At 71.1% G+C, this 22,406-nt stretch carries 21 protein-coding genes; 12 read left to right on the top strand and 9 right to left on the bottom strand.

Annotated elements, in window-relative coordinates; translation table 11 throughout:
* Positions 1-12: 12 nt before the first annotated feature.
* The 5 genes from ITJ54_RS11285 to ITJ54_RS11265 all read left to right on the top strand — a co-directional run bounded on the left by ITJ54_RS11285 (position 13) and on the right by ITJ54_RS11265 (position 4,903).
* Positions 13-795, top strand: coding sequence for a DeoR/GlpR family DNA-binding transcription regulator (locus tag ITJ54_RS11285; protein WP_194628345.1), 783 nt, complete (start codon positions 13-15; stop codon positions 793-795).
* Positions 792-2,150 carry a 6-phospho-beta-glucosidase gene (locus tag ITJ54_RS11280; RefSeq protein WP_194628342.1) on the top strand — a complete coding sequence of 453 codons (1,359 nt, stop codon included), beginning with the start codon at positions 792-794 and terminating at the stop codon, positions 2,148-2,150. The genes ITJ54_RS11285 and ITJ54_RS11280 overlap by 4 nt, the downstream gene beginning before the upstream one ends.
* A gap of 391 nt (positions 2,151-2,541) precedes the next feature.
* A complete protein-coding gene (locus ITJ54_RS11275; protein ID WP_194628340.1) occupies positions 2,542-3,357 on the top strand; it encodes a LamB/YcsF family protein in 816 nt (271 codons plus the stop codon).
* The gene (locus ITJ54_RS11270; protein WP_194628338.1) at positions 3,354-4,025 is read left to right on the top strand and encodes a 5-oxoprolinase subunit B family protein; all 672 of its coding nucleotides are present in this window, start codon (positions 3,354-3,356) and stop codon (positions 4,023-4,025) included. Before ITJ54_RS11275 ends, ITJ54_RS11270 begins: the two co-directional genes overlap by 4 nt.
* Positions 4,022-4,903, top strand: coding sequence for a biotin-dependent carboxyltransferase family protein (locus tag ITJ54_RS11265; RefSeq protein ID WP_194628336.1), 882 nt, complete (start codon positions 4,022-4,024; stop codon positions 4,901-4,903). The genes ITJ54_RS11270 and ITJ54_RS11265 overlap by 4 nt, the downstream gene beginning before the upstream one ends.
* A 6-nt stretch (positions 4,904-4,909) precedes the next feature.
* Here ITJ54_RS11265 and ITJ54_RS11260 read toward each other — a convergent pair whose 3' ends face one another.
* From ITJ54_RS11260 to ITJ54_RS11245, 5 genes are all read right to left on the bottom strand, one after another.
* The gene (locus ITJ54_RS11260; protein ID WP_194628334.1) at positions 4,910-5,668 is read right to left on the bottom strand and encodes a glycoside hydrolase family 16 protein; all 759 of its coding nucleotides are present in this window, start codon (positions 5,666-5,668) and stop codon (positions 4,910-4,912) included.
* Positions 5,669-5,816: 148 nt separating this feature from the next.
* Positions 5,817-5,939: a hypothetical protein gene (locus tag ITJ54_RS18130; protein WP_267238007.1), complete on the bottom strand. Its 123-nt coding sequence runs from the start codon at positions 5,937-5,939 to the stop codon at positions 5,817-5,819.
* Positions 5,940-6,119: 180 nt separating this feature from the next.
* On the bottom strand, positions 6,120-7,160 hold the full coding sequence (locus ITJ54_RS11255) for a DUF2891 family protein (protein WP_194628332.1): 1,041 nt from the start codon (positions 7,158-7,160) through the stop codon (positions 6,120-6,122).
* Positions 7,147-8,238 carry a DUF979 domain-containing protein gene (locus tag ITJ54_RS11250; protein WP_194628330.1) on the bottom strand — a complete coding sequence of 364 codons (1,092 nt, stop codon included), beginning with the start codon at positions 8,236-8,238 and terminating at the stop codon, positions 7,147-7,149. The genes ITJ54_RS11255 and ITJ54_RS11250 overlap by 14 nt, the downstream gene beginning before the upstream one ends.
* Positions 8,235-8,942 carry a DUF969 domain-containing protein gene (locus ITJ54_RS11245; protein WP_194628328.1) on the bottom strand — a complete coding sequence of 236 codons (708 nt, stop codon included), beginning with the start codon at positions 8,940-8,942 and terminating at the stop codon, positions 8,235-8,237. Before ITJ54_RS11245 ends, ITJ54_RS11250 begins: the two co-directional genes overlap by 4 nt.
* A 118-nt stretch (positions 8,943-9,060) precedes the next feature.
* Between ITJ54_RS11245 and ITJ54_RS11240 the strand changes: the two genes are divergently transcribed.
* The 3 genes from ITJ54_RS11240 (at position 9,061) to ITJ54_RS11230 (ending at position 11,928) form a co-directional block, all read left to right on the top strand.
* Positions 9,061-9,705 (top strand): GntR family transcriptional regulator, encoded by a 645-nt coding sequence (locus ITJ54_RS11240; protein ID WP_194628326.1) that lies wholly within the window; start codon positions 9,061-9,063, stop codon positions 9,703-9,705.
* Positions 9,706-9,799: 94 nt separating this feature from the next.
* Positions 9,800-11,017 carry a glycoside hydrolase family 76 protein gene (locus ITJ54_RS11235; RefSeq protein WP_194628324.1) on the top strand — a complete coding sequence of 406 codons (1,218 nt, stop codon included), beginning with the start codon at positions 9,800-9,802 and terminating at the stop codon, positions 11,015-11,017.
* Positions 11,014-11,928, top strand: coding sequence for an ROK family protein (locus ITJ54_RS11230; RefSeq protein WP_194628321.1), 915 nt, complete (start codon positions 11,014-11,016; stop codon positions 11,926-11,928). The genes ITJ54_RS11235 and ITJ54_RS11230 overlap by 4 nt, the downstream gene beginning before the upstream one ends.
* On the opposite strand, the gene ITJ54_RS11225 is transcribed toward ITJ54_RS11230, so the two are convergent.
* Together ITJ54_RS11225 and ITJ54_RS11220 are read right to left on the bottom strand one after the other, a co-directional pair.
* Complete coding sequence (locus ITJ54_RS11225) at positions 11,918-13,699, bottom strand: class I mannose-6-phosphate isomerase (protein ID WP_194628319.1); 1,782 nt, start codon at positions 13,697-13,699, stop codon at positions 11,918-11,920. The genes ITJ54_RS11230 and ITJ54_RS11225 overlap by 11 nt on opposite strands.
* Positions 13,700-13,817: 118 nt before the next feature.
* Entirely contained in the window at positions 13,818-14,852 is a 1,035-nt protein-coding gene (locus tag ITJ54_RS11220; RefSeq protein WP_194628317.1) for a LacI family DNA-binding transcriptional regulator, read from the bottom strand.
* A 98-nt stretch (positions 14,853-14,950) separates the two neighbouring features.
* Between ITJ54_RS11220 and ITJ54_RS11215 the strand changes: the two genes are divergently transcribed.
* The 4 genes from ITJ54_RS11215 (at position 14,951) to ITJ54_RS11200 (ending at position 21,311) form a co-directional block, all read left to right on the top strand.
* The gene (locus ITJ54_RS11215) at positions 14,951-16,252 is read left to right on the top strand and encodes an ABC transporter substrate-binding protein (protein WP_194628315.1); all 1,302 of its coding nucleotides are present in this window, start codon (positions 14,951-14,953) and stop codon (positions 16,250-16,252) included.
* The gene (locus ITJ54_RS11210; RefSeq protein ID WP_194628313.1) at positions 16,249-17,199 is read left to right on the top strand and encodes a carbohydrate ABC transporter permease; all 951 of its coding nucleotides are present in this window, start codon (positions 16,249-16,251) and stop codon (positions 17,197-17,199) included. The genes ITJ54_RS11215 and ITJ54_RS11210 overlap by 4 nt, the downstream gene beginning before the upstream one ends.
* A 13-nt stretch (positions 17,200-17,212) precedes the next feature.
* Complete coding sequence (locus tag ITJ54_RS11205) at positions 17,213-18,031, top strand: carbohydrate ABC transporter permease (protein WP_194628311.1); 819 nt, start codon at positions 17,213-17,215, stop codon at positions 18,029-18,031.
* A 106-nt stretch (positions 18,032-18,137) separates the two neighbouring features.
* Positions 18,138-21,311, top strand: coding sequence for a glycoside hydrolase family 38 C-terminal domain-containing protein (locus ITJ54_RS11200; protein WP_194628309.1), 3,174 nt, complete (start codon positions 18,138-18,140; stop codon positions 21,309-21,311).
* A gap of 69 nt (positions 21,312-21,380) precedes the next feature.
* On the opposite strand, the gene ITJ54_RS11195 is transcribed toward ITJ54_RS11200, so the two are convergent.
* Both ITJ54_RS11195 and ITJ54_RS11190 read right to left on the bottom strand, forming a co-directional pair.
* Positions 21,381-21,740 carry a hypothetical protein gene (locus ITJ54_RS11195; RefSeq protein WP_194628307.1) on the bottom strand — a complete coding sequence of 120 codons (360 nt, stop codon included), beginning with the start codon at positions 21,738-21,740 and terminating at the stop codon, positions 21,381-21,383.
* 28 nt (positions 21,741-21,768) lie between these two features.
* Entirely contained in the window at positions 21,769-22,329 is a 561-nt protein-coding gene (locus ITJ54_RS11190; RefSeq protein WP_194628305.1) for a hypothetical protein, read from the bottom strand.
* Positions 22,330-22,406: the final 77 nt, after the last annotated feature.

The following is a 22,406-nucleotide window of genomic DNA, read 5'->3' as shown; positions in this document are numbered from 1 at the left end:
TACTGTGGCGCCATGATCCTGCGCGACCGACAGAACCGCATCATCCGGGTGCTCCGGGCTGACGGTGCTGCCTCCGTGCAGGAACTCGCCGACGCCCTGGCGGTCAGCCCGGCGACGATCCGCCGCGACCTCGAGATGCTCGACCGCAACGGCGAGCTCGTCCGCACGTGGGGCGGTGCCGTCCTGCCACCGCGTGCCACCGCGCAGGAGGACACCGACCCGGACGAGGCCGTCGAGACCCCGTTCGAGGAGGCCGGCGACCTCGACCTCAAGCGCCGCATGGCCGAGGCCGCCGCAGCCATGGTCACCGACGGCCAGGTCGTCATCCTCGACATCGGCACGACCACACCGCAGATCGCCGAGCTGCTCCGCGGCCGGGACATCACCGTCATCACCACGAACCTCGCGGTGTTCGACGTGCTCCGCGACGACGAGGCCGTGCGGCTCGTGCTGCTCGGCGGTGTCGTCCGGCGCAACTACCGCACGCTCGTCGGCTCCCTCGCCGAGGCCGCGCTCGAGCAGGTCAGCGCGGACCTGCTGTTCCTGTCCTGCACCGGGGTCCGCGCGAACGGCCACGTCGTGGACAACATGGCGGTCGAGGCCCCCATCAAGCAGTCCATGATCGCGGCCGCCGACCGCGTGGTGCTGCTCGCGTCCGAGACCAAGTTCCCGGGGAGCGGGGCCCTCCGGCTCTGTTCCCTCACCGACGTCGACACGCTGATCACGACGACCGGCGCCCCCGACGAAACACTCGCACACAGCCGGAACGCCGGCGGAGAGGTCGTCATCACATGAAGCTCTGCATCCTCGGAGGCGGCGGGTTCCGCACCCCGTACGTCTACCAGGCACTCCTCCGCGACACCGGCTCCCCCCGGGTCGAGGAGGTCGCGCTGTACGACGTCGACGAGGTCCGTCTGCACGCGATGGTGGCGATCCTCACCGAGCTCGCGGCCGACTTCCCCGACGCCCCGGTCCTGAAGCCGACGACCGACCTGCACCGCGCGGTCGAGGGCAGCGACTACGTCTTCGCCGCACTCCGCGTCGGCGGGCTCGAAGGCCGCCGCTGCGACGAGCACGTGGCGCTCGACCTCGACGTCCTCGGGCAGGAGACCACCGGGCCCGGCGGGCTCGCGTACGCCATCCGCACCGTGCCGGTCATGGTCGAGGCCGCCAAGGTCATCCGCGACCTCGCACCGAACGCCTACGTGATGAACTTCACGAACCCCGCCGGCATCATCACCGAGGCCATGCAGACCGTCCTCGGTGACCGCGTGCTCGGCATCTGCGACACCCCGTCCGGCCTCGGGCGTCGGGTCGCCGGCATGCTCGGCCTCGACCACACCCGGGTCCAGATGGACTACGTCGGCCTGAACCACCTCGGGTGGATGCGCCGCGTGATGTACGACGGCCGCGACGTGCTCCCCGAGCTGATGGCGGACGACGAGCGCCTCGGTGCCATGGAGGAGGGCCACGTCTTCGGGCTCGACTGGATCCGCAGCCTCGGGGCGATCCCGAACGAGTACCTGTACTACTACTACTTCAACCGCGACGCCGTGCGCTCCATCATCGGCTCCGGCAAGACCCGCGGCGACTTCCTCGCGGAGAGCCAGTCGGCCTTCTACGACCGTGCCACCGCCGCGGGCGACGGCGTCGCCGACCTGTGGCGCGAGACCGTCGCCCGGCGCAGCGCGTCCTACATGGCCGAGGCCAAGGGCGGCACGCAGGACGAGCCGGTCGACTCCAAGGAGCGCGAGACCGACCCGTCGCACCAGGGCTACGCGGGCGTCGCGCTCGGGGTCATGGCAGCGATCAGCCGCAACGAGCGCCAGACGATGATCCTCAACGTCCGGAACAACGGCACGATCGCCGGGCTCCCCCGTGACGCCGTGGTCGAGGTCCCGACGATGGTCGACGCGAACGGCGTGCACCCGATGTCGACCGACCAGCCCGACCTGCACCAGATCGGGCTGATGTCCCAGGTCAAGGCCGTCGAACGCCACACGATCGCCGCCGCCATGACCGGGTCGAAGGACGAGGCCCTCAAGGCCTTCGCGCTCCACCCCCTCGTGGACAGCGTCACGATCGCCCGCGACCTGGTGCGCGGCTACATCGACCGCATCCCGGAGGTCGCGGCGGTGCTCACGAAGTAGGCACACACCGGACGGGAGGCTCGGTGCCAGCTGGCACCGAGCCTCCCGTCCGTGCGCGGTGCGGTTCCGGCACGGCGCTTCCGACGTGTTTCGCCCCCGCCCGAGGATGCGTCCGCATGTTTCGACGTCGCGCCAGTCGATCGACTCCTGCCATGTCGAAGCATACGCAGGAACGAGATGCGTCCGCATGGTCCGACACCGCACGCGTTGATTGACTCCTGCCATGTCGAAGCATGCGCACGGATGCGTCCTTCGCGACATCGTCGCTGTCGTACGACCTCGACGTTGTCGTTCCGAGTCCACCACGCGCCAGCATCGAACCGCCCCCACTGGCCTCCCCGCCCCCGCCGGACTAGATTGTTGAACAACCCGGCGACGACAGGGAGCCCCCGTGACGACGATCGACCTCAACAGCGACCTCGGCGAGGGCTACGGCGCCTGGAGCATGGGTGACGACGCCGCGATGCTCGACGTCGTCTCGAGCGCGAACATCGCCTGCGGCTTCCACGCCGGCGACCCGACGATCATGCTCGCCACCTGTCGCGCCGCTGCCGAGCGCGGCGTCGCCGTCGGGGCGCACGTCGCCTACCGCGACCTCGCGGGCTTCGGCCGGCGTCCCGTGCACGTCACGCCGGACGAGCTGTACGCCGACGTCGTGCACCAGCTCGGCGCGATGACGGCCACCGCTCACGTCGCCGGCACCGAGGTCACCTACGTCAAGCCGCACGGCGCGCTCTACAACACCGCCTGCGCCGACCCCGTCCAGGCCGAGGCCGTCGTCCGCGCGATCGCCGACGTCGCCCCCTCCCTCGCCGTGCTCGCCCTGCCTGACTCCGAACTCCTGCGAGCAGCCGAGCGCCACGGACTCCGTGCCGTCAGCGAGGCCTTCGCCGACCGCGCCTACGAACCCGACGGCTCCCTGGTGTCGCGGAGCACGCCGGGGTCCGTCCTGCACGATCCCGAGCAGGTGGCCCAGCGCGTCCTCCGCATGGTGACCGAGGGCGTCGCGACCGCGGTCGACGGCTCCGAGGTCTCCGTCCGCGCGGACTCTGTCTGCGTCCACGGCGACTCCCCCGACGCCGTCGCGATGGCGCAGGCGATCCGGCGGCTGCTGACCGAGCAGGGCATCGCGATCGCACCGTTCACCGGAGCCGCAACCGCGCCCGCGCCCGCCACCGGAGCGGCAACGGACCCGACTCCCGCATGACCCTCGACCTCCGCCCCGCCGGCAACAGCGCCCTGCTCGCCACCTTCGCCACCCTGCACGACACGGTCGCCTTCCGCGCCGGCCTCGCCGACCGACCACCCGGGGTCACCGAGGTCGTCTCCGGCGCTCGCACGCTCCTGTTCCGCTACGACCGCACGCACACCGACGCCACCCGCCTCCGCGCCGACCTGGCCCGCGTCACGCCGACACCGACCGCAGCAGCAGCAGCAACAGCAGCAACCGCCGACACGGCCACTGACGCAGACGCCACCACCGACACCGCACCCGTCGTCATCCCGGTCACCTACGACGGCGACGACCTCACCGCCGTGGCAGATCTCACCGGCAGGACCCCCGCCGACCTCGTCGCCTGGCACACCGGCCAGGTCTGGACGAGCGCCTTCTGCGGCTTCGCCCCCGGCTTCAGCTACCTGACCGGCACGGCGCCCTCGCTCGACCTGCCCCGCCGCAATACCTCGCGCACCGTCGTCCCGAGCGGCGCCGTCGCCCTCGCCGGGGAGTTCAGCGCCGTCTACCCGCGCACCTCCCCAGGCGGCTGGCAGCTCATCGGGCGCACCGACGTCCCGATGTGGTCACTCGACCGCGACCCGCCCGCCCTCGCCCCCGCCGGCACGCGCATCCGCTTCGTAGACACGAGCGGCACATGAGCTCGCTCACCGTCGAACGCATCGGCTTCGGCGTCACGACCCAGGACCTCGGCCGCCCGGGCTTCAGCGACATGGGACTCGGTGCGGCCGGTGCAGCCGACCGCGGATCTGCAGCACTGGCCAACCGGATGGTCGGCAACCGCCCCGGCGCAGCCGTCCTGGAGGCCCTGCTCGGCTCCGTCTCGCTCCGTTCCGACGCGCACGTGGTCGCCGCCGTCACCGGCGCGGCCTGCCCTGTCGAGGTCGAGCGGGCAGACGGCAGCCTCCGCGGCGCGGCCGCGTACGAGGTCCTGCTGCTCGGCCCCGGCGACACCGTGCACCTCGGCGTGCCCGACACCGGCCTGCGCTCGTACGTCGCCGTCCGCGGCGGGTTCGCCGTCGAGCCGGTCCTCGGCAGTCGGTCGTGGGACTCGCTCGCGCAGCTCGGACCGCCCCCACTGCAGACCGGGGATGCACTCCCGGTCGGCGACGAGGCCGACGGGTGGCCCGTGGTCGACGCCGTCGCACCGCCGCACGAGCCCTGGCGCGTGGAGGCCGTCGTGCTCGACGTCGTCCCGGGTCCGCGTGACGACTGGTTCACCCCGGACTGGCGCGAGACCCTCACGGGGCAGGACCACCAGGTGAGCTCGGACAGCGACCGCGTCGGCGTCCGCACGACCGGGGCGGAGCCCCTCGTCCGCGCGGTCACCCACGAGCTCCCGAGCGAGGGCGTCGAGACCGGCTCGCTCCAGGTCCCGCCGGACGGCTTCCCCGTGCTGTTCCTCGCCGACCACCCCGTGACCGGCGGATACCCGGTCGTCGCCGTCCTCACACCTGCGTCGGTGGACCGTGCCGCCCAGCTCAGGCCAGGCGACACGGTCCGCTTCCGGATCGTGTGACCCAGCTCAGCCGACGTAGTCGTACGTGCTGACCCAGTCGATGTCGAGGTGCCCGGAGCCGCCCCAGTTCCCGACCTGGAACATGTACCGGTGCGGGGTCGTCGGGACGTCCACCGTCACGGTCCTGATGGTCTTGCCGTCGACCAGGTAGGTCACGGACCTGCCCGGGATCCACTCGACCGAGTAGGTGTGCCACTGCCGCCAGGACACCCCGGTGCTGATGCTCGTCGCGGTGGCTTCCCGACCCGGCGTCATCGAGTGCTGGTACGCCATCGGCGTGCTCTCGAAGTTGCCCTCCGGGTAGTCGATCTCGCCGTCGGACCAGACGTTCGAGGACGGCCACAGCATGAAGGCCGCGCCGTTGCCCGTCCCGCCCTCGGCCTTCGCCCGCACCGAGAACTTGCCGCCGACGTGCGACCAGGCACCGTTCGGCGTGCCGAAGGTCCCTGCTGCCCCGCGCGCGCCGTCGAGCTTGACGTCCATGTAGCCGTCGCGGGCGCTGACCTGCGTGCTGGAGGAGTAGATCCCCGAGGTGCCGTCCGGGTAGGGCTGCCAGGCGTTCGCGTACGTCCTGGCGAACGCCCCGTTCGCCGCGGCCGCCGTGCTGAAGTCCTCGCGGAACGTCTGCTTGAAGGCGCCGACGTCACCGACGGGTGCCGAGGTCCCGGCCTCCGCGACGGACGCCGACCCGAGCGGCACGGCGACGAGTGCGGCACCGAGGACGACGGCGGCAAGTGTTGCTCTGGTGGTGGTTCGCTTCTGCATGGCTGTCACTCCCTGACGTGACGATCGACACCGGATCCCTGCGGTGTCGTGCCGGCTCTCGGCTGTCCACAGAACGTAGTTGTTCACGACAACTAGCGCAGGGGCTTGACAGCCGGTGTTGTCTCTGCGAACGCCAGAGGAACAGCCGTCACCGCAGGTCGGCGTCGAGCGACAGTGCCCACGCGAGTTGCGGGGACGAGAACGCGTCGCGGTAGCCCGCCCGTTGCCGCTCGTCGAGCCCGAGGCGCGTCGCGACCGTCTCCCAGTTCAACACCGCGACCCCCACGCGGGTGATGACCCGCCGCGCAGCAGCGTCGCTGAACTGGAAGACGCATTCGACTCGGCTTCACGTCGAAGGCCGGCGACAGCCGCCACGGTGGTGACACGAATTCGTGTCAGAAAGCGCTCGGATGGGCATGTTTTCGACCCACTTGGGTGTGGATCACCACCATCACGCTCCAGCGTGTTCGCGGGCCTCCATCGCGTCCCAGGCGAAGCTCGCCAACCAGTGCGTCGAGTAGTACTCCTCGCCGACACTCGCGGCGAGCCCGGACACGAGCAGCCGCTCGGCCGCGTCGTCGAGCAGGTCCGCCAGGCCGTCCGGAGACGAGCCCGCAGCGCGCAGGGCGTCCGCGACCCGACGGGCAGAGCCGGCACGGGACAGGTCGAGCCCGAACAGGTGGACCTGCTGCGGGTCGTTCTCGTCGCGGACCACCGTCGACTGCAGGACCTCGTCGCCAGCGCGCACCTCGGAGCAGAACTCACGGGCCCACGGGGCGAACTCCGCCGGGGGCAGGACCGAGCGCATCAGGTCGGCCTCGGCCAGGCCCGCCGACAGGAAGTCGTGCCCGCTGCGCTCCCACGCGAAGGGCCAGCCGCTGTCCGTGCCGAACCACTCGCGGGCAGCGCGCTCGCACGTCGCGGCGAGGTCGTCGCGCCCGAGCGACCGGGCGGCCTCGAGCACGAGCTGCAAGCCGAACGCCGAGTTCGAGTGCACGCCGTGCCGGACGGGGTGGGCAGCCCCGTCGACCCACCGGGTCACGAGGTCCTCGACGGCGTCGACCACGGGGACGAAGCCCGGCGCGAGCGCGCGGATGGCGGGCACTGGCGACGACGTGACCTCCGCCGCCAGGCGCATGACCCACGCCCAGCCGTAGGGGCGCTCGAAGTGCGCCGCGCTGCGGAGGTAGGCCGCCTCGGTCGCGAGGTGCTCCGCGGTCAGGTGGGCCTGCAGGACCGAGGTGATCGGAGCCTCCTGGCTGGCCGGCAGGCCGAACGCGACCAACCGGGCGGCGAGCCAGTGCATGTGCACCGACGAGTGCCAGTCGTACGAGGTCGCGAAGGCGGGGTGCAGCTCGACGGGCAGGGCGCGGTCATCCGGGCCCACCGTCGTGTGCTGCGATGCGTAGGGGTACTCGCGGGTGATGTTGTCCGCGGCGACGGCGGCGAAGTCCGCGGCCCAGGCGGCCCGGGTGAGCTCAGAAGGCGACAACGTACATGACTCCCATGTTGACGACGAGCAGGATGGCGGCGGTCGGGATCTGCGCCTTGATCGGGCCGTACTTGTCGGTCATCTCGAGCAGGGCCGCCGGGACGAGGTTGAAGTTCGCCGCCATCGGGGTGACGAGCGTGCCACAGAAGCCGGCGAGCATGCCGATCGCGAAGATCGCCGCCGGGTTGCCGTCGAAGCCCTGCACCAGGACCGGCCAGCCGATCGCGGCGGTCATGATCGGGAACGCGGCGAACGCGTTGCCCATGATGACGGTGAACAGCGCCATGCCGAGGCAGTAGACGACGACCGCGGCGAGCAGCGAGCCGCTCGGCAGGATCGTCTTGATGATCGTGCCGACCGCGTCGCCGACGCCGGCCTGGGTGAAGACGATGCCGAGCGTGGAGAGCATCTGCGGGAGCAGCGCTGCCCAGCCGATGGCCTGCAGGAGTCGGCCGCCCTCGCGGATCGGTGTGGCGATCTTCGGCGGGCGCAGCACGAACACGGCGACGACCACGGCCAGCACCGAACCGATGCCGAGCCCGGTGAGGGTCGCGCTGCCCTCGGCGAGCAACGGCTTGCCACCGATCGTGACGAGCGGGCCGAGCGTGGCGACCAGGACGGCGACGACCGGGACGACCAGTGCGGGGATGAAGAGCCGGTTGCCGAAGCGCGTGGCGAAGGACGCACGTTCCTCGGGTGAGGTCGTCGCGAGCACGCTCGTGCTGTCGCTCGACTGCCGGGCCATCGCGCCGGTGGGTTCCGCCGGGCCGGTCTCCGCCCCGACGCCCGCGCCCGGGATGCTCGCGACGCGGGTGCGACTCGGCCGGCCGCCCCTGGCCGTGGTGCCGGTGAAGCCGAGGCCGGCGAGCGCCACCATCACCAGGACCGCGATGCCGAGCACCCACGACGGAGCGGTCTTGGCGGCGACGAACGTGCCGTAGAAGAAGGAGACGCCGAGGATGCCCCAGAACGCCGCGTTGCCGAGGCGCTTGGCGTGCTCCCGGTCGGTGACGATGAGCACCGCGACCGCGATGAAGAACGCGCCGATGAGCCAGTAGAGCCATTCGCTGGTGATCACGCTGCCACCTCCGTGGTGGTCGAGGCGCCGCGCATGTCCGCCGCCATCCGGTCGAGCTTGCGGTCGAACAGCAGCAACCGGGTGCCGTGGACCAGCAGCGCGGCGATGCCCGTCGGGATCGCCCAGAGCGCGAGGTCGATCGGCTCGAGCGCCAGGTCGTACGTGGCGTCGACGAACGTCGTGATGAGCAGGATCGAGCCGACCGCGACGAACACGTCCTCACCGAAGAACACGCCGACGGTGTCGGAGGACGCGGAGAAGCCCTTGATCTTCTCGCGCATCGGGTCGTCCACGCGGCCGTACTTCTTGATGGCGGCGCCCTCGGCCATCGGGTACACGAGCGGGCGCACCGTCTGGGCCGGACCGCCGATGCTCGTCAGGCCCACGGCGGCGGTGACCTGCCGGATCGCGAGGTACCCGGCGAGCAGGCGCCCGGTGGTCAGCTTGTCGAGCTTCGCGATGAGCCGCTTGGCCTGGTCCTGCAGGCCGTAGCGCTCGATCAGGCCGATGACCGGCAGCACGAGCGCGAAGGTCGTGACGCTGCGGCTGGAGGCGAAGCCGTCGCCGAACGCGGTGAGGATGCCGACGGGACCGATCCCGCCGATGGCCGCGGTGACGATCCCCGCGACGGTGACGACGAGCAGCGCGTTGACGCGCAGTGCGAAGCCGACGATGACGACGGCGACGCCGATGAGGACGAACATGCGGGACAGTCTGGACTGCATTGTTCAACAATCACAAGGCCCTCCCGCGACTTGTAACACGTCGGTCACACACGCGGTCTGTGGAGGAGTCGTCCCCCGGCCGTGTCAGGATCGGGGCATGAGCCGAACCGTCAGCGGCGCCGAGTCCTCGGCTACCCGGCTGCGCACGATGATCGCGTCCGGCGACTTCGCCCCGGGGACGCAGCTGTCCGAGGAGCGGTTGAGCGACCAGCTCGGGGTCTCGCGGAACACCCTGCGTGAGGCCTTCCGGCTCCTCGCCCGCGACCGACTCGTCGAGCACGTCTTCAACCGCGGGGTGTTCGTGCGTCGCCTCTCGGCCGCCGACGTCGTCGACCTGTACGCAGCCCGCCGCGTGCTCGAAGCAGCGGCGGTGCACGCGTGCACCCCGTCCTCCCCCGCGCTCGCCGACGCGGCGTCGGCCGTGTCCGAAGCCCGCGCCGCTGCCGCCGCGGGCGACTGGCGGGCGGTGGGCACGGCCGACATCCGCTTCCACGCGGCACTCGTTCGAGCCGTCCCGAGCGAGCGGATCTGGGGCCTGATGGACGGGCTGCTCGCCGAGATGCGGCTCGCGTTCCTGACGACGGACGACCCCGGCTCCTTCCACGCTGCGTTCGTCGAGCGGAACGAGGCGATCGTCGACGCGCTGCGCGCCGACGACCGGTCCACGGCGTCCGTGCTGCTGGCCGACTACCTCGACGACGCCGAGCGGACCCTGCGGTCAGCTGCCGACGGAGCGCGCTGACGGGAGGCTCGCCCTCGGTCCGCCTCGGACCGTGCGCTTGTCACCGGGTCGCGAGACGCTTATGGTAACGATACCAACGCGAAGGAGAGCAACGATGCTCAGTTCGACTCGAAGCGCGACCGTCCGCGGCGCGCAGGTCACCGCGGCCGCGATCGTCCTCGGTGTCGCCGTGGCCGGCGTACCGCAGGCGGCACAGGCAGCGACGACGTCACCCGACGCCGTCTGGCAGCAGCGTGCCAGTGCGACGTACGACGCCATGCAGGACGCCCTGTACACCGGCTCCGCGGGACACGGCCTGTACCGCGAGAACACGGACACGACCACGGGCAACCCGTACTCGTACCTCTGGGAGTACCGCGAGGCGACCCAGGCGGCGCTCGACCTGCAGGGCATCGACGGTGTCGGCCCCGCCTACGCACACGCCGCGGCCGCACGGGTCGACGGCTTCGAGCGGTACCACGCGGTCGCTCCCGGCGGTCGGGCCGGGTACGAGTCGTACCTCCCCGCGCCGCTCGGCACCGGCGGCGACGTCTACTACGACGACAACGCCGTGGTCGGGCTGTCCTTCGTCAGCCAGTACCAGGCGACCGACGACCCGGCGTACCTCGACCACGCCGAGGCCGCGTTCGACGTCGCCGCGCGCAGCTGGAACACCGACACGACCCTGACCTGCCCGGGCGGCTCCGACTGGATCGACCGGCCCGACAACACGGTCCGGGCCGCGAACGTGACCGGGCTCACCGCACAGCTCGCGGCACACCTCTACGAGGAGACCGGCGAGGCGTCCTACCTCCGCACGAGCACGAAGCTCTACAACTGGAACAACCGCTGCCTGCGCGAGTCGGCGGGGCTGTACCGGAACAGCATCGGCGACGACGGCACGATCGACCCGACCCTGTGGACCTACAACTCGGGCGCCATGATCGGCACGGCCACGATCCTCTACCGCGCGACCGAGGACCCGAAGTACCTGCAGCAGGCGACGTCGGCGGCGAAGGCATCTCTGCGGTACTGGACCGCCGAGAACCGCCTGCAGCAGCAGCCCGCCGTGTTCAACGCGTTCTACGTGAAGGACCTCCTGCTGCTCGACTCCGTGCAGCACGACCCGTCGTACCGCGCGGCCGCCGAGCAGTGGGCCACCGCGACCTGGCGGGACGACCGCGACCCGGCCACCGGCCTGTTCCACTTCCAGCCGAGCGGAGGTGGCGACCCCGACTGGGACCGCCCCGCAGCGACGCTCGACCAGGCCGCGATGATCCAGGTCTTCGCCGTGCTCGGCTGGTCACCCGACCGACTCGGGAAGGTCAGTTGACCACCGACCAGACCGAACGGGCTCCCGTCGGCGTCATGGACGTCGGCGGGAGCCACGTCACTGCCGCGCTCGTCGACCCGGCGGCTCCCGGCGACGTGCTGGTCGAACGGGGCGCCGAGATCGACCCGCACGCCCCGCTCGACGTCCTGCTCGACCAGCTCACCGGCCCCGCACGCGCGCTCACGACGGCGCGTCCGGTGCCCGGTTGGACGGTCGCGATGCCCGGCCCGTTCGACTACCGCGCCGGCACCGGCACCTTCGCCGGGGTGGACAAGTTCCAGTCGCTGGCGGGCATCGACCTGCGGGGCGCCCTCGCCGAACGGCTCGCGGTCAGCCCGGACGCCGTGCGGTTCTGCAACGACGCCGTCGCGTACGGCATCGGTGAGTGGGCTGCCGGCGCCGGCACCCACGCACACCGGACGATCTGCATCACGCTCGGCACCGGCGTCGGCTCGGCGTTCCTCGTCGACGGCGTCGAGGTCAGCACCGGCAGCACCGTGCCCGAGGAGGGCGAGGTCCACCGCTTGACGATCGACGGCCGCCCGCTCGAGGACACGTTCTCCTCCCCCGCACTGCGACGCGACCAGCTGCGAAGGTCCGGTCGGACGAGCTCGGTGGAAGAGATCTGCGCGCTCGCCCGAGCCGTGGACGACATCGCCCGCGACGTGCTCGACACGGCGGCGTCCGCGCTCGGGGCAGCACTCCGGCCGTGGGTCGAACGCTTCCGCGCCGACCGCATCGTGGTCGGCGGGTCGATCGCGCGGTCCTGGGACGTCGTCGCTCCGCCGCTCCGCGACGGTCTCGGACGCTCGACCGAGCACGCCCTCGTCGTTCCCGCAGCACTGGGCGCGCGAGCACCGCTGTCGGGTGCCGCCGTCGTGTGGCAGCGGCACCCGGACGTCAGTCGCTGAGGCCGGTCCCCCGGACCGACGCCTTCACAGTGCCGAGCCGCTGCCCGACGCCGGCACCCCAGGGGCGGATCGTGTAGTTCCCGACGCTCGCGGGGACGATGAAGGTCTCGGCGTAGTGCACGACGAAGGGCTCGAAGGCGTCGTCCGGGCTCTCGACGACGGCCTCGGCGCCCTCGACGAGGTTGAGCACGTTGACGGTGCCGTCGGTGTCGTGCGGCACGACGTCGTCGAACCAGTGCCGACGGACCTCGATGAACTCGAGCTCGTGCAGGCCGGTGCGTTCCTCGACCCAGCCGTCGCCCCGTGCCACCTCGGTCACCTGGTTCACGAGTTCGTCGCGGGCGAAGTCGGTGCGGCGGTCCCACTGGATGTTCGCGAACGCGTGGTCGAGGTGGACCGGTCGCGGGACGCCGTCCATGCCGACCCGGCCCCAGTCCCACATCTTGAACGTGAAGATGTACGGCGTCGCCGAGATCTCCAGGACCATCGAGTCGGCACCGGAGCAGTGCACGGTGCCGGCGGGGATGAGGAAGTGGTCGTGCTTCTTCGCCGGGAAGGTGTTCACGAACCGGTCCGCCGGGAAGGGGTCCTGACCGTCGGACGCCGACCGGAGCGCGGCGCGCATCTCCGCGGGGTCGGTGTCGTCGCGGACGCCGAGGTAGACGACGGCGTCATCGGCGGCGTCGAGCATGTAGTAGCTCTCGTCCTGCGTGTACGGCATCCCGAACACGTTCTGCATGTAGTCCGTCAGCGGGTGGACCTGCAGGGAGAGGTTGCCGCCGGACATCGTGTCGAGGAAGTCGAAGCGGATCGGGAACTCGGCGCCGAACCGGGCGAAGGTCCTGGCACCGAGGAGCTCGCGCGGGTGTCGGAACACGAGATCGAGCGCCGGGAGCTCGACGACGGTGTCGTCGATGCGGAAGAGCAGACTGTTCTCCTCTGGCACACAGTCGAAGCACCACGCGTAGTTGTCGGCGTCCCCGACCTCGAGGACCTCCTTCATCCACTGGCCGCCCCACACCCCGGGGTCGAAGAAGGGCACGACGCGGAACGGTCGACGGCTCGCGAGCTCGAGCCCGGCGCGGAACGTGTCGGCCCCGATGAGCTTGGCGTCGGCCATCGACCCGTTGGCGTCGAGGACCAGGTCGATGCGGTCGAAGAGCGTGCGCTTGTGCCGGTCGGCGATCCGCCACTCGACGAAGTACCCGCGCTTGACCTTGCGGAGCTGGTCCTCGTCGCCGTTGTCGGCGCGCCAGTTCGGGGCACCGGCACGCTGTCGGCGCTGGATCTCCCAGCGGGCCAGGTCGGCGAGCACCACCGTGTCGAACCGCGTGGGGACGAGGGTGGCGCCCCAGCCGATGACCACCACGGCACCGCCGGCCGAACGGACCCGCTCGGCGACCTGCTCGAGGCGCTCCTGGTCGTAGAGGTCGCTCAGCACCTGGTGGCCCAGCACACCGAAGACGCGGTCGTCAGTGAGGTTCGCGGCGATGCGGTCCTCGATCACGGCGGTGGGCAGGGCGGCAGCGTCCTCGACGTCGATGACGAGGGCGTCCGGTGCCACCGCGGCGAGTTCCCGGCGGAGCCCGTCGAGGTCGCTGCCGGGGTAGGTGTCGACGGCCATCGTGCGGGAGCCGGGGCCGTCGAGCCGCGACGCGAGCTGCTGCCAGGTGCGCTCGGCGGCCCAGACGTCGTGGCCGGGTGGGAGGTCGATGACCGGGGCCTTGTCGTACTGGCCGGCGGTCACGCCTGCGGGCAGGGAGGTGGTCATGGGACGCCTTTCGCGCTGATAACGTTACCAACACTACCGCCGAACGTGCCTGCGGACGCAAGCCGAGCCTCCAGACCGAGCGTGCCCGGCCCGATGCGGGCCGAGCAGGCCGGACGTCTCAGTGGTGGACGATGTGCACCGGGAGCTCGACGAGCCGCGGCGCCTGGCCGTCGGCGGAACCGTCGAGACGCGACAGCAGCATCCGTGCGGCGACCCGGCCGAGCTCGGCGGGGTCGTGGTCGATCACCGACAGCGGGATCGGCGCCATGTCGGCGAAGTCGAACGAGTCGAAGGCGAACAGCCGGGGCGGCGACGTGACCGATCCGTCGGCCCGGCCCCGCGCGATCGCGCGGATGGCCCCGACGCTGATCCGGTTGTTCGCGGCGAAGACCGCGGTCGGCGGGTCGGGGAGGAGCAGGAGCTCCCGCATCGCCCGCTCGGCCGCGTCGGCGTCCTGCAGCTCGAGCACGACCAAGCGCTCGTCCGGGTCGGTCCCGCTCGCGGCGAAGGCGCTCCGGAACCCGGCCAGGCGACGCTGCCCGGTGGACACCGTGACCTTGTTGCCGAGGAAGGCGATCCGGCGGTGCCCCTCGTCGAGCATGATCGAGGTGGCTTCGCGGGCGCCGTGGACGTCGTCGATGAGGACGGCGTCCGCAGGCGCGTGCTCGACCGTGCGCGAGGCGAGGACCAGCGGGGCGTCGTGCAGCCGTGCCGCGGTGAAGCGCTCGCCGTCCTGCCCCACCGGGACGACGATGAGCCCCTCGACCTGGCGGCCGAGGAAGTCGGAGAGCAGCTGGCGCTCGAGGTCACCGTCCTCGTTCGTGGTGCCGACGAGGATCCGGCGCCCGGTCGCGGCGACCACCTGCTCGATGCCCTGCACGACGCCCGCGTAGTACGGGTTGCCGATGTTCGTGATCATCACGCCCACCAGGCCGGACCGCTGCCCCGGTCGCAGGCTCCGCGCGTTCTCGTTGCGGTGGTACCCGACCTCGGCGATCACGCGTTCGACGTGTTCCCGCAGTGCCGGCCGGACGTTCTTGCCGCCGGAGAGCACCCGCGAGACGGTCATCGGACTGACCTCGGCGACCCGGGCGATGTCCTTCACGGTCATCGCGGGCTTCCGCCCCGGTCCGGACCCCGCGGTTGCCTCCATGGGTCACATGTATACCCGACGCTCCACTTGCGGCCGGACCGCGGCCGTGTATGCTCCCGTTGGTAACGTTATCAATTCACTGTCGAATGGAACGCCCGATGCCTCATCCGTTCTCCAGCGGGCCCGGAGTGACCCGCCGGACCGCCCTCGCCCTCGGCGGCGGCGGTCTCCTCGCCATGGCCCTGGCGTCGTGCGCCCGGGGCTCCGACACGCTCCCCTCGACCCCGGGCACCGTGACCCTGAACAGCGACAACCCGACGTGGGGTCCCGGGTACGCCGCCGCGTCTGCCGTGCTCGCGAAGCGCATCGGGTACGAGATCACGTCCCGGTCGGTGGCCAGCGTCGCCAACTACGGGCAGATCATCCGGATGACGGCGCAGACGAACAGCACGACCGACCTCATCAAGTGGACGAACGGCTACCGGTTGCAGGACATCGCCCGGGCCGACATCCTCACCGACCTCAGCGACGTCTGGGACGACGTCATCGAGCGGGGCTGGGTGGACCCCGCGCAGCGCGAGTCGTTCAGCTACCGCGGGAAGCCCTACGGCGTCCCGCTCTACAAGAGCTACTACGCCGTGTTCTACAGCAAGAAGGCCTTCGCCGAGCACGACATCACCGAGCCGACCACGTTCGACGAGGTCATGGACGCCGCCCAGACGCTCAAGGACGCGGGCATCACGCCGTTCCTCTCCCCCGGTGCCACGACGTGGGAGGCCGAGATCTGGTTCATGCAGCTGCTCGCCTCGACCGATCCCGAGTACTACAAGGCCGTCACGACGAACAAGGCCAGCTACACCGCCGACCAGGCGACCGAGGCCATGGACCTCTGGTCGGGGATGTACGCGGACGGGTTCTTCTCCGCGCCGGACGTCACCTCGAACGACCTGCCCGGGCTCGTCGGGAAGGGGAAGTTCGGCATGATGCTCTACGGCACCTGGTTCGCGAACACGCTGCTCGCCGCCGGCCTGACGGACGACGACATCGGCTTCTTCCGCGTCCCGCCACGTGGGGACGCGAAGCCGGCCGTCGTCGTCGAGAGCGGTTCGCTGTCCGTGCCGGTCAAGGCACACCGGCATGGTGCCGCCGTCGACGTCGCGAAGAACTGGCTCGCCACGGACGTGCAGACCGCGTGGGTCGGGTTCCTCGGCGACACGAGTCCGAACCCGCACGCGCTGCCGAAGTCGGACCTGGTGAAGGACCTCGCGAAGGACGTCGCCCGCGTCCGACCCGTCGAGCTGACCCGCTACTGGGAGGCCTCGCCCACCCCGCTGGTCGAGGGCAACGTGCAGGACCTCGGCGCGTTCATGGTGAACCCGTCGAAGGCGAACGGTGCCGCCACCCTCCGCTCCATGGAGAACCGCGCCCGGACCGAGTGGAAGACCTGGAACGCCGCATGACACTCACACAACCTCCTGTCCCCGAGACGGCTGTCGACCCGCAGGCCCCGGTGGCGCGTCCGCCCCGCGCAGCTCCGGGGCACCGTGTGCCGCTCCGCGTCCGACTCACCGGCGGCGCGTTCCTCGCCCCGTCGGTCGTGCTCGTGCTCGCGCTGCTGGTCGCACCGTTCCTGTTCACGATCTACCGCAGCTTCTTCAACGACAACGGCTTCACGCGGAGCTGGGTCGGGCTGGGGAACTACCGGGCGATGTTCGCCGACCCCGCGTTCGGGCAGTCCGTCCTGAACACGTTCCTCTGGGTGGTCGGCACGCTCCTGCTGCCGGTCGGCATCGGTCTCGCGATCGCGGTCGGTACCTGGAAGCTGAAGCTCGGCGCGCTCGCACGCTTCGCCATCGTCCTGCCGTACGCCATCTCCGGTTCGGCGACCGCCGTGGTCTGGACGTTCATGCTCTCCACGGACGGCGGGCTGGACACGCTCCTCCGCGCCATGGGCCTCGACCCTCTGGTGTCGCAGTGGCTGCTGCAGTGGCCGCTCAACACCGTGATGATGATCATCGCGACGACCTGGCAGGCCACGGGGGCCTGCGTGATCCTGTTCCTGGTCGGGCTGCAGTCCATCCCGCCGAACACGCTCGAGGCCGCCCAGATCGACGGCGCCTCCGGCTGGCGGCTGTTCTGGTCCGTGACCTTCCCGCAGCTGCGCCCGATGACCGTCGTCGTCGTGGGCATCTCGATCGTCGGCAGCCTGAAGGTCTTCGACCAGGTGCTGCTGCTGACGAACGGCGGCCCGGGCACCGCGTCCGAGACCCTCGCGCTCACCATGTACCGCGAGACCTTCACACTCTCGCGGTACGGCTCGGGTGCGGCCGTCGCCGTGTTCCTCACCGTCGTGGTCGTCGTCGCCTCGTGGGCGTACCTCCGCCGGCAACTCCGCCCCACCGACTAGCAGGAGCCCGCAGATGACCAAGACCTCCCGCCGCGTCCTCGCGGCCGTGCTCATCGTCGTGTCCCTGATCTGGCTGATCCCGTCGTACCTGCTCGTCGTCAACGCCTTCACCAAGGGCGCGGACTACTCGGGCACGCCGTCGTGGTGGCCGACCTCGTGGTCCCTCTTCGACAACATCGGGATCGCGTTCCGGAACGCCAACGTCGGCCAGGGCATGCTGAACAGCCTGCTGTACTCCGTGGTCGGTGCCGGGGCCGCGGTGCTCATCGCCGCACTCGCCTCGTTCGCGGTCACGATCATGCCGGTCAAGCGCCCGACCTTCTGGTTCTGGGTGATCTACATCGGCACGATCCTGCCGCTGCAGGCCTTCCTGTCCCCGCTGTTCACCGGCTTCGCGGCCACGTCGCTGTTCGACACGCAGTACGGCATGCTCCTGGTCTACGTCGCGCTGACGATCCCGTTCGCGTTCTTCGTCGTCCGCGGGCACATGTCCGGCCTGCCGAACGAGGTCCGCGAAGCCGCGTCGCTCGACGGCGCCGGATGGGTCCGGATGTTCTTCCAGGTCCACCTGCCGCTCTCGACGAGCGCGCTCCTGGCGGCGTTCGTCTTCCAGTTCACGTGGATCTGGAACGACCTGCTGTTCGGCCTGACGCTCTCGTCCAGCCCGAACATCCGGCCCGTGATGGCCACGCTCGCCGACCTCACCGGCAACTACTCGACCTACGGACCGCCGGTCGCGCTGGCCGGGGCGCTCGTCGCGTCGCTGCCGACCATCATCGTGTTCTTCGCGTTCCAGCGGTTCTTCGCCCGCGGGCTGAACCCGACGGCGTGAGCCCGACCGCCTGACCCCGACCGCCTGAGCCCGGCGGCGGACGGCCGAACGTCCGAGCCCGACCACCCGGATCCCCCTCCCGACCACCGAAGGAACCCCAGCTCCGATGACCGAACCAGCCCTCGTCTCCGCACAGCCCTGGTCCCACCTGGAGGCCCGTGACGGGCTCCTCGACCGGGCCACCGTGGCCGCCGCGACCGTCCACGGCACCCGCGTCCGGGTCATCCCGGAACCGCTGAAGACGGAGCGTGACGGCGTCGCCGTCCAGAGCGTGCGCCTGCTCTTCGACGGGGAGACCGACGGCGAGACCGCGGGCGGACCCGACCGTGCGACCGCCGGCGGACCCGACGACGCGCCCAGCGCCGTGACCGCGACCCTCACCGGCCCGGACGGCGTCGACCGCGTCGTCGGCACGGCCCCGGCGCCGGACACGACCTCCGTCCGGTTGCTGGTCCGCACGGTCGACGAACCGACCGACGTCACCCTGGCCATCCCCGAGACCGGGACCGAGCTCTCCTTCGTGCTCCTCCCCCAGCGCGACTGGTCCGTGCACGTCGTGCACCACTCGCACTTCGACTTCGGGTACACCGACCCGCAGACCACCGTCATCTCCTCCCAGCGGTCGTACCTCGACTCCGCCGTCGAGCTGGCCGCGGCGACGCGGGAGTGGCCAGAGGCATCGCGCTTCCGCTGGAACGTCGAGGCACTCTGGGCCTTCGCCGACTGGGAGCGCCACCGTCCCGCCGCCAAGGTCGCCGAGTTCGTGGAGCTGGTCAAGCACGGCTCGATCGGCCTCAGCGCGATGCCGTACAACCTGCACACCGACACCTGCTCGACCGAGGAACTGCACGAGCTGCTGCGCGAGGCCCGCCGGATCCGCGACCAGTACGGCATCGACTTCACCACCGCCATGCAGACGGACGTCCCCGGGCAGGTCGCCGGGCTGCCGGACGCCCTGCACGACGTCGGCGTGCGGTACCTCGCCGTCGCGCACAACTGGGCCGGCCGGTCGATGCCGCACCAGAACGGCGCTCTCGACCTGCCACGGCTGTTCCGCTGGCGCACGCCCGCCGGCAACTCGATCGTGGTCTGGATGACCGACAGCCCGCACGGTCTGGCGTACATGGAGGGTCCGATGGTCGGCCTCACCGAGTCGTACGAGGTCGCCGAGACCTACCTGCCCGCCTACCTGACCGCGCTCGCGACCCGCGGCTACCCGTTCCCGCCCGGGGTCTTCGGTGCGCATGGTGAACAGGCCGAGGGGCGCCCGGGCTACCCGTGGGACGTGCTGCACCTCCGCACGCAGGGGTTCATGGGCGACAACGGCCCCGCGCGACTGCACCTCTCCGAGGTCGTCCGCCGCTGGAACGACACCTGGAGCTCCCCGACGCTCCGGGTCTCGACGAACGAGGACTTCTTCGCCGAGGCCGAGGCACGCCACGGCGACGAGCTCATCACCGTCGAGGGCGACTGGGGCGACTGGTGGGTGGAGGGCGTCGGATCGGCCGCGGTCCCCCTCGCCCTGGCCCGCGAGGCCCAGGTCACCGTGAGTGACGCCCGCTCCTTCTCCCAGGCTGCCGCGTGGCTCGGCGGCCAGGCCGTCCCCACGGAGCGGGCCGACGCGGACGCCACCTACGACGCGATCTCGATGTTCAACGAGCACACCTGGGGCGCGAGCAACTCGTGGACCCACGGCGACGAGGGCTACGACTCCGGCGAGCGCCAGTGGCAGTGGAAGGTCGCGCAGGCGATCACCGCCCACCAGCGCGGCCGCGACTTCGAGGAACACGCGCTCGTCTACCTCGCCGACACCGTCGCCGCTCCCGACGACGCCCGCACCGCGATCGTCGTGGCGAACGCCTCCGGTGCCGCGAGGACCGGGGCCGTGCGCTTCCTGCTCAAGGAGTCGACGGTCCCCCTCGACGCCCACGTCGTGCTCCGCGACGGCCGCACCGGCGCCGACCTGCCGATCGTGATCGAGGCGCAGTCGAACTCGCTGCACCGGGAGTCCGGCCGCTGGATCACCATGCAGCTGACCGACGTCCCCGCGTTCGGCTTCGTGCGGGTCGACGTGCTGTCGGCGGACTCCGCCCCCGCGCTCCCCCGGACCCACGACGCGCTGACCACCCCGGCCGCCGACCTCTTCACGCTCGAGAACGCCTACCTCCGCGTCGCAGTTGACCCGCAGACGTCGACGATCCGCTCCGTCGTCGAGCTGGCGACCGGACGCGAGATCGTCGAGCAGCACGCGCCGGCCGGCTTCAACGGGTACGTCTACGACGAGTACGGCTCGTCCGGCGCCGGCGTGAACCACCTCGCGAACAAGCTGTGGAGCTCCGACCGGCTCGAGCTCCTCGCGTCGCGGACGACCGGCGGCCCCGCCGTCCTGGTCGAGCGGGTGTCCGACGCCGTCGAGGAGCGCCTGGTCTACCGCTTCGCCGCCGCCGGCGTCGACAGCGTCGAGGTCACCCTGCGCCTGCGCCACGGCGAGCCACGCCTGCGGATCGCGAACCGCCTGGCGAAGCCGGTCACGCGCACCAAGGAGAGCGCCTTCTTCGCGTTCCCCTTCGCCGCCGAGCAGCCCGTCGTCCGGTACGAGGTCTCCGGCGGTGTCACCGGTGACGGCCTGCCGCACATCCCCGGCGCTCCGCAGCACATGCGCGCGATCCGCAACTGGGTCAGCGTCGAGGACCAGGACGCCGCCGTCGTCTGGGTGACGAAGGACGCCCCGCTCGTCCACCCCGGCACGATCTCCCTGCCCTACGCCCCGTTCCCGGCCAGCACGAGTCCCGCCCGCTCCGCGACGGTCTACTCGTGGCTGCACAACAACGTGTGGGACACGAACTTCCCGATCGAGCAGGGGTTCACCGCGACCTTCGAGTACGCGATCGGCGTCCGTGCCGAACCGGGTCAGCGCGTCGAGGCAGTCGCGCTCCAGACCACCGCGGACCTGGTCCGGCCGATGCTGACGGTGCCGGCCTCCGGTTCTGGTGCGTCCGATGCAGCGACCGCCGAGCTGATCACGCTCGACGACGACCGCGTCCGGCTGGTGTCGGTCGTCGCCGGTGAGGACGACCGACAGTCGATCGTCCGCCTGCAGTCGATGTCCGAGCACCCGGTCGACCTCACCATCGGCCTCGGCATCACGGTCGAGTCGGCGGTCCGCAGCACGTACCTCGGTGACGACGCTGCCGGCACCGTCGACCTCCGGGGAGACCGGCTGCACCTGCAGCTCCAGCCGTACGAGTCCGCGGCCGTCCGGCTCACGAGACTGCCGTAGCGATGACGGACGGGAGGCCCCCTGCCAGCTGGTGGGGAGCCTCCAGTCCGTCTCGCCCCGCGTCCGCCGTCACCGACCTGCGCACTCCGGGAGCAGGTCTCGGTAGTCCCCCGCCGCCGCGCGGCGGCGGACCGTGTCGTCGGACGCCGCCCTCGGCACCGCGCCCATCGTGATCCTGGTGCTCCGCGCGATGGTGTCGGCATCAGCGCACACCGCGATCACGACGCCACCCGTCCCGTCGGGCTCCGGGCCGCCGATGAGCGTTCCCGGCTGGTGCAGGACCGCTTGCGACAGGTCGTACCAGGCAGCGGCGGTCCCCGTGGGGACCTGCTCGATGGCCGCGGTGACGGACTCGCCGATCAGCGTGTCCGGCGGCACGCTCGGCGGCGCGGAGCACCCGGACAGCGAGACGACGAGGACGGTGCACACGCACACGACCCCGGCGGTGCCCTGGCGGTCAGAAGCTCCTGATGTCGCAGGAGACACGCGCCGGGCCCGGGTTGAAGGCGTACAGCCATCCGGAGGTCCCGGAGACGTAGTCCTTCCCACCGCCGGTCATGTGCCGCTGGATCTTGTACTTGTAGCGGACCCCGACGGGGAAGGCGACCAGCTGCTTGCCCTTCGGGACGTTCCGCTTGCTGCACGTGACCGAGACGTTCTGCGTCGATGCCGAGCTGATGGAGAGCTGCCCCGCCGCCCAGCTCCGCGTGGCGCCGAAGCTGAGGCCGATGGTGCGGGTCGCGGACGAGCCCTTGTTGAGGGAGCAGCTCATCGCGCTGGTGCGTGATCCGCACGACGCGAGCTTCTGCGTCCCGACGTAGCTCCCCGTCGAGCTCTTGCTGATGACCTTGTTGTAGTACGCCCACGCGGCCCGGCCGTCCTTGCCTGGCTGCGTCGCACTGTCCGTCGCTGCCTCGGTCGCACTCGCGGAGGCTCCTCCGACGGCCACGCTGCCCACGAGCACACAGCTCAGGACGGTTCCCGCCACCACACGTGCCCAGATCCCGGTCTTCTTCATCGTCCACCTCGTTGCATCGCCGGCTCCGTGCCGGATGCCGAGACGGTCGCAGCGTGCGGAGGGACGCGCCAAGCTCC

This window comes from Curtobacterium sp. VKM Ac-2865, assembly GCF_015350905.1.
Taxonomy (GTDB): domain Bacteria; phylum Actinomycetota; class Actinomycetes; order Actinomycetales; family Microbacteriaceae; genus Curtobacterium.
The sequence above is the reverse complement of the archived record's forward strand: the minus strand, read 5'-3'. Positions and strand labels throughout refer to the sequence as shown.

What these genes read in the sequence shown, in the direction of transcription:
- ITJ54_RS11285 (WP_194628345.1), top strand. Translation starts at nt 13, where the DNA reads ATGATCCTGCGCGACCGACAGAACCGCATCATCCGGGTGCTCCGGGCT.
- ITJ54_RS11280 (WP_194628342.1), top strand. Translation starts at nt 792, where the DNA reads ATGAAGCTCTGCATCCTCGGAGGCGGCGGGTTCCGCACCCCGTACGTC.
- ITJ54_RS11270 (WP_194628338.1), top strand. Translation starts at nt 3,354, where the DNA reads ATGACCCTCGACCTCCGCCCCGCCGGCAACAGCGCCCTGCTCGCCACC.
- ITJ54_RS11265 (WP_194628336.1), top strand. Translation starts at nt 4,022, where the DNA reads ATGAGCTCGCTCACCGTCGAACGCATCGGCTTCGGCGTCACGACCCAG.
- ITJ54_RS11260 (WP_194628334.1), bottom strand. Translation starts at nt 5,668, where the DNA reads ATGCAGAAGCGAACCACCACCAGAGCAACACTTGCCGCCGTCGTCCTC.
- ITJ54_RS11245 (WP_194628328.1), bottom strand. Translation starts at nt 8,942, where the DNA reads ATGTTCGTCCTCATCGGCGTCGCCGTCGTCATCGTCGGCTTCGCACTG.
- ITJ54_RS11240 (WP_194628326.1), top strand. Translation starts at nt 9,061, where the DNA reads ATGAGCCGAACCGTCAGCGGCGCCGAGTCCTCGGCTACCCGGCTGCGC.
- ITJ54_RS11235 (WP_194628324.1), top strand. Translation starts at nt 9,800, where the DNA reads ATGCTCAGTTCGACTCGAAGCGCGACCGTCCGCGGCGCGCAGGTCACC.
- ITJ54_RS11225 (WP_194628319.1), bottom strand. Translation starts at nt 13,699, where the DNA reads ATGACCACCTCCCTGCCCGCAGGCGTGACCGCCGGCCAGTACGACAAG.
- ITJ54_RS11220 (WP_194628317.1), bottom strand. Translation starts at nt 14,852, where the DNA reads ATGGAGGCAACCGCGGGGTCCGGACCGGGGCGGAAGCCCGCGATGACC.
- ITJ54_RS11215 (WP_194628315.1), top strand. Translation starts at nt 14,951, where the DNA reads ATGCCTCATCCGTTCTCCAGCGGGCCCGGAGTGACCCGCCGGACCGCC.
- ITJ54_RS11210 (WP_194628313.1), top strand. Translation starts at nt 16,249, where the DNA reads ATGACACTCACACAACCTCCTGTCCCCGAGACGGCTGTCGACCCGCAG.
- ITJ54_RS11205 (WP_194628311.1), top strand. Translation starts at nt 17,213, where the DNA reads ATGACCAAGACCTCCCGCCGCGTCCTCGCGGCCGTGCTCATCGTCGTG.
- ITJ54_RS11200 (WP_194628309.1), top strand. Translation starts at nt 18,138, where the DNA reads ATGACCGAACCAGCCCTCGTCTCCGCACAGCCCTGGTCCCACCTGGAG.
- ITJ54_RS11190 (WP_194628305.1), bottom strand. Translation starts at nt 22,329, where the DNA reads ATGAAGAAGACCGGGATCTGGGCACGTGTGGTGGCGGGAACCGTCCTG.